Genomic DNA, 6,115 nt, shown 5'->3' on the forward strand with positions numbered 1-6,115 from the left:
GCGATGTTCTTAGCCCCCTTCGGATCGCGGACCGAGCGGTAGAGGATGGCTTCCATCCCGCCGGCCCGCGCCATGTCGGCGAGCGCCTGGCAGGCGGTATAGTCGGCGGGATCGGTCCAGGCCGCCTCGTCTCTCACCAAAGGCGGCAGCGTCAGATCGATGGCGCGGTCGGTGGCGATACGGGCGGAAAAGGCGGTGTAGTCGCTGGCATTGGCCGGCAGCGGCGTTGCGGGCGATTCGGCGTAGAACAGCAGGCGGTAGAAGGCCATCTCGGCGAGCGCTGTATCGACGCTCTCAGCCGCGTAATAGACGCCGAGCGTGCGGCCGGCCCGACGAAAGCGCGAACCGTGCGGATAGACACCGCCATAGCGGAACGGGGTCGCCAGCAGATAGTCGAGACCGGCACATTCGGGCGGAAAGGCCGGCTTGGTCTCTTCCAGCAGGCTTTCGAGCAGGGTCTGCTCCTCGACGCTGTCGACGAGCTTCATCGTCGAAACCTGATGCTGCGCCTCGACCAGCCGCCAGAAGGCCCCATCTGCGGTGCGGGCCTCAGACGAGAGCGCGGCGGGCGTCCAGATAGGCCAGGACATCGACGAGACCGGAAACGGTTGCGATCTTGAGGAGGGGCGAGCCGCCGAGCACGGTGTTTTCGGCCTTCAGCCAGGCGCGCGCCACCGCCTCGTCGCCGCCGGTGATGGCATCCAGCGAGCGGAACAGGCGGATGAACAGCAGCGACAGCTCGAACGGCTTGGTGCCGCGTTCGAGACGGAAATCCAGCCGCTTCATGCGCGATATGCTGGCCTCGGACACGCCGATCACGGCCGACAATTGGCGCGCCGACAGTCCCAGCCGATCGGCGGCGGCAATCACCGCCTTGGTGACGGTCGCACCTTCCGAGACGGGAGGCTTTGCGTATTCGAGCGGTTGATGGAGCATGGCACGATCCTTTCTTTGGAAAGAATATAGTGCATTTTTTTCTGGGGGCAAAGGTGGAAATGCGAGCATCCATGAATTGCCCCTTGTGCCCAGCGGGCAGAAGTGCCGAGGGTGAACGAGACGATGAGGGGGCAAGTGCCCCAAGCCCTCATGAGCTTCGCTCCCCCTCATCCGGCGCTGCGCGCCACCTTCTCCCCGCTGGGGAGAAGAGGAACGGACACCGCTCGCCAAGCCAAGAAATGGCCTGCCGCGGTTCAAATCTGATGGAGAGATAACTTTTTCCGGCAGTCAGAAGGCCGGCGTGAGGCCGGCCTTCTGGCGGTGGATCTATTTGGAAATGCAGGGAAGGCGATGAAGCCGGGCGGCAGGCCTACTGCCTACTGCCTTCCCCTCAGGCGACGCTGACCGGAACCTCGGTCGAGGTGCGCATGGCGTGGCTGTAGGGGCAGACGATGTGGGCGGCGGCGACCAGCTTTTCGGCGAGTTCGCGCTCGATGCCGGGAAGTTCGGCGGAGATCGCCACTTCGATGCCGAAGCCGGTGCCATCGTCGCGCGGGCCGATGCCGACACGGGTCGTGATCTTGGCGTCGTCCGGGATCTTCACCTTCTCCTTGCCCGCGACGAATTTCAGCGCGCCGAGGAAGCAGGCGGAATAGCCGGCGGCAAACATCTGCTCGGGATTGGTGCCGGTGGCGCCGTCGCCGCCGAGTTCCTTTGGAACGGTCAGGGTGACGTCGAGAACGCCATTGTCGGAAACGGCGCGGCCGGAACGGCCACCGGTTGCGGATGCCTGGGCGGTGTAGAGGATGGCCATGGGAATGCTCCTTGTTTCGCGTTGGGATGAACGCTATATATGACACAATTAGATTGTGCGCAATTTATTTTTTGCGCATTGCCCCGAAGATCAGAATTGGCGACAGTTCGCACGGGGATTTCAAGAGGGAGCTTCGACGTCGAACATGAGTGATGCGGACCTGGAAAAGGAAGTGACGCTCGACCGCCAGCTGTGTTTTGCGCTCTATGGCGCGGCACATGCGTTCAATCGCGCCTACAAGCCGCTTCTGGAGCCGCTCGGCCTCACCTATCCGCAATATCTGGTGATGATGGCGCTGTGGGAAGAGGACGGCCAGCAGGTCAAGGCGATCGGCGAAAAGCTCGGGCTCGATTCGGGCACCTTGTCGCCGCTGTTGAAGCGGCTGGAACAGACCGGCTATGTCGAGCGCCGGCGCGACACGGCCGACGAGCGGCAGGTCTTCGTCACCCTGACCGAACCCGGCCGGGCGATGAAATGTCATGCGGCCAAGATCATGCGGGCGATCGGCGAACAGACCGGTTGCACCATGGGTGAACTCGGCACGCTGCGCGACAGTCTCCAGCGCTTGAAGAAGCGGCTGGTCGAACTCGAGTAGGAGCGGTCCGTACCGGATTGTCCGTTACCGTTACCCTCATTCGCAGCCGGGAGAAAATAGCGCATGTGCGGTATGATGGGGGCTGGCGCTGGGTGAAACGGCATCGTGGCCTGGCCGCCTTACGTTGAGCCTGGCGAAAGGGGCACGGCTCCCCTCCCCCCACGATGGGGAGAAGGAAGGACATTCAGACCGGCGCCGTTCGGACGGCGTCCGCCTTACTGCCAGACGAGCACCTTGGCCTTGTTGGGCACGCGCTCGTAGAGATCGATGACGTCCTGGTTGAGCAGGCGCACGCAACCCGACGAAACCGCCTTGCCGATCGAATTCCATTCCGGCGAACCGTGCAGGCGATAGAGCGTATCCTCGCCGTTCTGGAAGATATAGAGGGCGCGCGCGCCGAGCGGATTGTCGAGGCCCGGCGGCATGCCGCCATTGTCGGCCGAATATTTGGCCAGTTCCGGCTTGCGGGCGATCATCTCCTCCGGCGGGGTCCATTTCGGCCATTTCTGCCGCCACTGGATGACGCCGGTACCCTGCCAGGCAAAGCCCTCGCGACCGATGCCGACGCCGTAGCGCATGGCGGTGCCGCCTGATTCGACGAGATAGAGGAAGCGCGAGGGCGTGTCGACGACGATCGTGCCGGGCGGCTGGCCGGTCGGGTCGACGACCCGCTGGCGATAGAAGCGCGGATTGATCTTCTGATAGGGCACCGCCGGAATGACGTAGCCGCCGTCATAGATCTCCCCATACATGGCGTCGAGCTCGGCCGAACCCACGGCCATCGGGCGATCGAGCCGGCTCTGGCCGTCGCGATAGGTGATCGTGGTGGCGATCGGGCCACCGACGGGCCTGGACGAGGCACAACCGGCGAGCAGGCTGGCTGCGCCGACAGCCGAGAGGGAGAGGAAGGTGCGGCGCGAGAATTGATCCGATGAAGGCATGGACGAGGAAGCTTCCTTTGAACGACACGGCAAGAGGACGCAGCTAAAATCCCGAGGATCAGCTTTGTTCCCGATTTTTGCGCAATGCAACAGGAAAGCGGGTGGGATGCAACCGCCAAGCCGAGTCAACTCTTTGCGAGGCTGTCGTTTTTGCGACAGTGCGTGGCAAGCCGTCAACAGTCGACGTCAGATCACCACGATCTGCGCCTTGGGACCGACGCGGTCATAAAGGTCAATGACGTCCTGGTTGAACATGCGCACGCAGCCGGACGAGGTCGCCTTGCCGACAGACTGCCAGTCGGGCGTACCATGGACGCGATAGAGAGTGTCCTTGCCGTCCTGGTAGATATAGAGCGCACGGGCGCCGAGCGGGTTGTTGAGCCCCGCCTCCAGGCCACCCTCGGAGGCCGAGACACTGCGCAGGTCCGGCTGGCGCGCCACCATCTCGTCGGACGGCGTCCAGCGCGGCCATTTCTGCTTCATCTGGATCGTGCCGCGGCCCGACCAGGCAAAACCGTCACGGCCGATGCCGACGCCGTAGCGGATCGCCTTGCCGCCGGGCTGGACGAGATAGAGATAGCGCGCCTTGGTATCGACGACGATCGTGCCGGGCGCCTCGTTGGTCGAATAGGTGATTTCCTGGCGCAGTTGCGAACGGTCGACCCGGTCGAGCGGGATGGCCGGCAGGGTGTGGCCGTCGTCACGGATCACGCCGTACATGACGCGGTGCAGCGGATTGCTGACCGGCAGGCCGTAGGTCTGGTGGAACTGCGTGGTGTAGAGCTCACGCCGTTGCGGCACCGGCTGCGGATCGGCGGGCTGGACACGGGCCGGATCATAATAGACCGGCGCCACCTCGTCCTGGAATACATCGATGTTCATGCGGCTGGTGTCGGTGACGAACAGGCAGCCCGACAGGACCGAGAGCAAGGCCGTACCGGAGGCGAGGCCGACCAGGCGGCGCGCCCGCGCGACGGTCGAAAGGGACTGCTGAGAAAATCGCTTGGACAACATCGTTCACCGCTTCATGCCGAGATATTGGCCGCACTCTGGCAAACGCGGCTGGCGCGAAGCTGTCGTGAAGCATTCGCGCCGGCCCGCTCTTGGCGCCTCTGACCTACCTCCCCTTGCCCGCGACCGGCAGGCGGACGTTCTTCAGCATCAGCGCGGAGACAAGGCCGATGGCGACGATGCCCGAGGCCGTGAGGAAGAGCGGGAAGAAGGCGCCCGCATAGGCCTCGGCGACCGCGGCCCGGCTCGCCTCCGGCAGGGCGGCCAGCATTTGCGGGGTCAGTTGCTGGAAGTCGGCGACACCCGGGATCTGGTTGGTCAGATGCGACAGGCCGGAGCCGATGATCGCGCCATAGATCGAGATGGCGATCGCAGCGCCGGACATGCGGGCGAGCGTCACCGTGCCGGTCGCGGCGCCGACGTCGTCGCGCGCGGCCGCGTTTTGCACGCCGAGCACCGGCACCTGCTGGCCGATGCCGATGCTGATGCCGTGCAGCAGCATGACGGCGGCGATGAGGACGACCGAGGTGCCGGCGTGCATCTGGCTGAAGAAGGCCAGACTGACGACACCGAGGGCCGTGGAGGCGACCGAAAAGGGCTTGTAGAGACCGCTCTTCGAAATCCGCCGGCCGGCCCACAGGGAGCCGGCGGCTATGCCGCCGGTCATGGCGATGAACAGCAGGCCGGCATGGGTCGGGCTAAGCCCCGTCGTCGTTTGCAGGAACAGCGCGACATAATTGACCGAGCCGATGCCGATCGCGCCGGAGACCAGCGAGACGATCAGCATGAGATTGATGGTGCGGTTGGAAAACAGCGAGAGCGGCACGACGGGTTCGGCGACGCGCCGCTCGACGGCAATCCAGCCGAGGGCGCAGACAAGGCCGAAGGCGATCACGGCGAGGCTTTGCGTGGCGATGAGCGAGCCAAAGATCTGCGCGCTGTCGGCCCATAGCACGACGCTGGCGACCGCACCGGCGAGCAGGATCACACCAGCATAGTCGATCTTCGGGCGGCGATGCGGCTTGCGGTAGGGCAACAGAAAGGCAAGGCCGGCCAGCACCAGGATGCCGATCGGCAGGTTGACGAGGAAGATCGAGCGCCAGCCGAACAGGTCGCTCAAGCTGCCGCCCAGCACCGGGCCGACGGCGCCGGATGCCATCAGCGCGAGGCTGGAATAGCTCTGGTAGCGGGCCCGTTCACGGGCCTCGAACAGGTCGGCATTGATGGAGAAGATCGACACCATGATGCCACCACCGCCGAGCGCCTGCAGCACGCGGGCGGCGATCAGCGTGTCCATGGAGGTGGCCAGGCCGCAGACCAGCGAGCCGAGCGTGAAAATGGCGACCGCCGCCATGATCACGTATTTGCGGCCGAACAAATCGCCGAGCTTGCCATAGAGCGGCATGACGGCGCTGGAGGTCAAAAGATAGGCCGACCCGGTCCAGCCGAAGCGTTCGAGTTGGCCGAATTCGCCGACGATGGTCGGCAGCGCGGTGGAAACGATCTGGTTGTCGAGCGTCGCCATGAACAGCGCCGTCAGCAAGAGGACGAAGACGACGACACGCCGGCGGGGGTCGGCGACGAGGGAGACGAAGGGTGCCGGTGCCGGCGTTGGCGGCGGCGCGGGAACGGCTGGCGCGGCCGTCTGCGAAGACGATTTCATGTCCATGGCGAGGGTCCAGGTTTGAAGCTCGTCAATTTATGTGCGTTTAGCATGTATTTGTCAATCGCACTTACATGATGGCTGCATGAAATTTGTTGGAAGGCAGGCGAACATCTGCTATCCAGAGTCATGTCAAACGATACGAGCCCACCCTC

General features: G+C 64.3%; 7 protein-coding genes. 1 reads left to right on the forward strand and 6 read right to left on the reverse strand.

Features of this window, described 5'->3' with window-relative positions; translation table 11 throughout:
* The 3 genes from DYZ14_RS23760 to DYZ14_RS23770 all read right to left on the reverse strand — a co-directional run.
* The coding region (locus tag DYZ14_RS23760) for an RES family NAD+ phosphorylase (protein ID WP_154722898.1) at positions 1-590 on the reverse strand (590 nt) is incomplete at its 3' end.
* Positions 550-936 (reverse strand): MbcA/ParS/Xre antitoxin family protein, encoded by a 387-nt coding sequence (locus tag DYZ14_RS23765; protein WP_154722899.1) that lies wholly within the window; start codon positions 934-936, stop codon positions 550-552. The genes DYZ14_RS23765 and DYZ14_RS23760, both read right to left, overlap by 41 nt.
* A 391-nt stretch (positions 937-1,327) precedes the next feature.
* Positions 1,328-1,750: an organic hydroperoxide resistance protein gene (locus DYZ14_RS23770; protein ID WP_154722900.1), complete on the reverse strand. Its 423-nt coding sequence runs from the start codon at positions 1,748-1,750 to the stop codon at positions 1,328-1,330.
* A 145-nt stretch (positions 1,751-1,895) separates the two neighbouring features.
* Here DYZ14_RS23770 and DYZ14_RS23775 point away from each other — a divergent pair, with 145 nt between their 5' ends.
* Positions 1,896-2,345: a MarR family winged helix-turn-helix transcriptional regulator gene (locus DYZ14_RS23775; protein ID WP_115671103.1), complete on the forward strand. Its 450-nt coding sequence runs from the start codon at positions 1,896-1,898 to the stop codon at positions 2,343-2,345.
* A gap of 215 nt (positions 2,346-2,560) precedes the next feature.
* On the opposite strand, the gene DYZ14_RS23780 is transcribed toward DYZ14_RS23775, so the two are convergent.
* The 3 genes from DYZ14_RS23780 to DYZ14_RS23790 all read right to left on the reverse strand — a co-directional run bounded on the left by DYZ14_RS23780 (position 2,561) and on the right by DYZ14_RS23790 (position 5,960).
* Entirely contained in the window at positions 2,561-3,286 is a 726-nt protein-coding gene (locus DYZ14_RS23780) for a L,D-transpeptidase family protein (protein ID WP_154722901.1), read from the reverse strand.
* A gap of 186 nt (positions 3,287-3,472) precedes the next feature.
* Complete coding sequence (locus DYZ14_RS23785; RefSeq protein ID WP_154722902.1) at positions 3,473-4,300, reverse strand: L,D-transpeptidase; 828 nt, start codon at positions 4,298-4,300, stop codon at positions 3,473-3,475.
* A 103-nt stretch (positions 4,301-4,403) separates the two neighbouring features.
* A complete protein-coding gene (locus DYZ14_RS23790) occupies positions 4,404-5,960 on the reverse strand; it encodes an MDR family MFS transporter (protein ID WP_154722903.1) in 1,557 nt (518 codons plus the stop codon).
* Positions 5,961-6,115: the final 155 nt, after the last annotated feature.

It is taken from the genome of Ciceribacter sp. T2.26MG-112.2, from assembly GCF_900492205.1.
Taxonomy (GTDB): Bacteria; Pseudomonadota; Alphaproteobacteria; order Rhizobiales; family Rhizobiaceae; genus Allorhizobium; species Allorhizobium naphthalenivorans_A.

Coding starts and splice junctions, on each gene's coding strand:
- DYZ14_RS23775 (WP_115671103.1), top strand. CDS start 1,896: ATGAGTGATGCGGACCTGGAAAAGGAAGTGACGCTCGACCGCCAGCTG.
- DYZ14_RS23790 (WP_154722903.1), bottom strand. CDS start 5,960: ATGAAATCGTCTTCGCAGACGGCCGCGCCAGCCGTTCCCGCGCCGCCG.
- DYZ14_RS23780 (WP_154722901.1), bottom strand. CDS start 3,286: ATGCCTTCATCGGATCAATTCTCGCGCCGCACCTTCCTCTCCCTCTCG.
- DYZ14_RS23770 (WP_154722900.1), bottom strand. CDS start 1,750: ATGGCCATCCTCTACACCGCCCAGGCATCCGCAACCGGTGGCCGTTCC.
- DYZ14_RS23785 (WP_154722902.1), bottom strand. CDS start 4,300: ATGTTGTCCAAGCGATTTTCTCAGCAGTCCCTTTCGACCGTCGCGCGG.
- DYZ14_RS23765 (WP_154722899.1), bottom strand. CDS start 936: ATGCTCCATCAACCGCTCGAATACGCAAAGCCTCCCGTCTCGGAAGGT.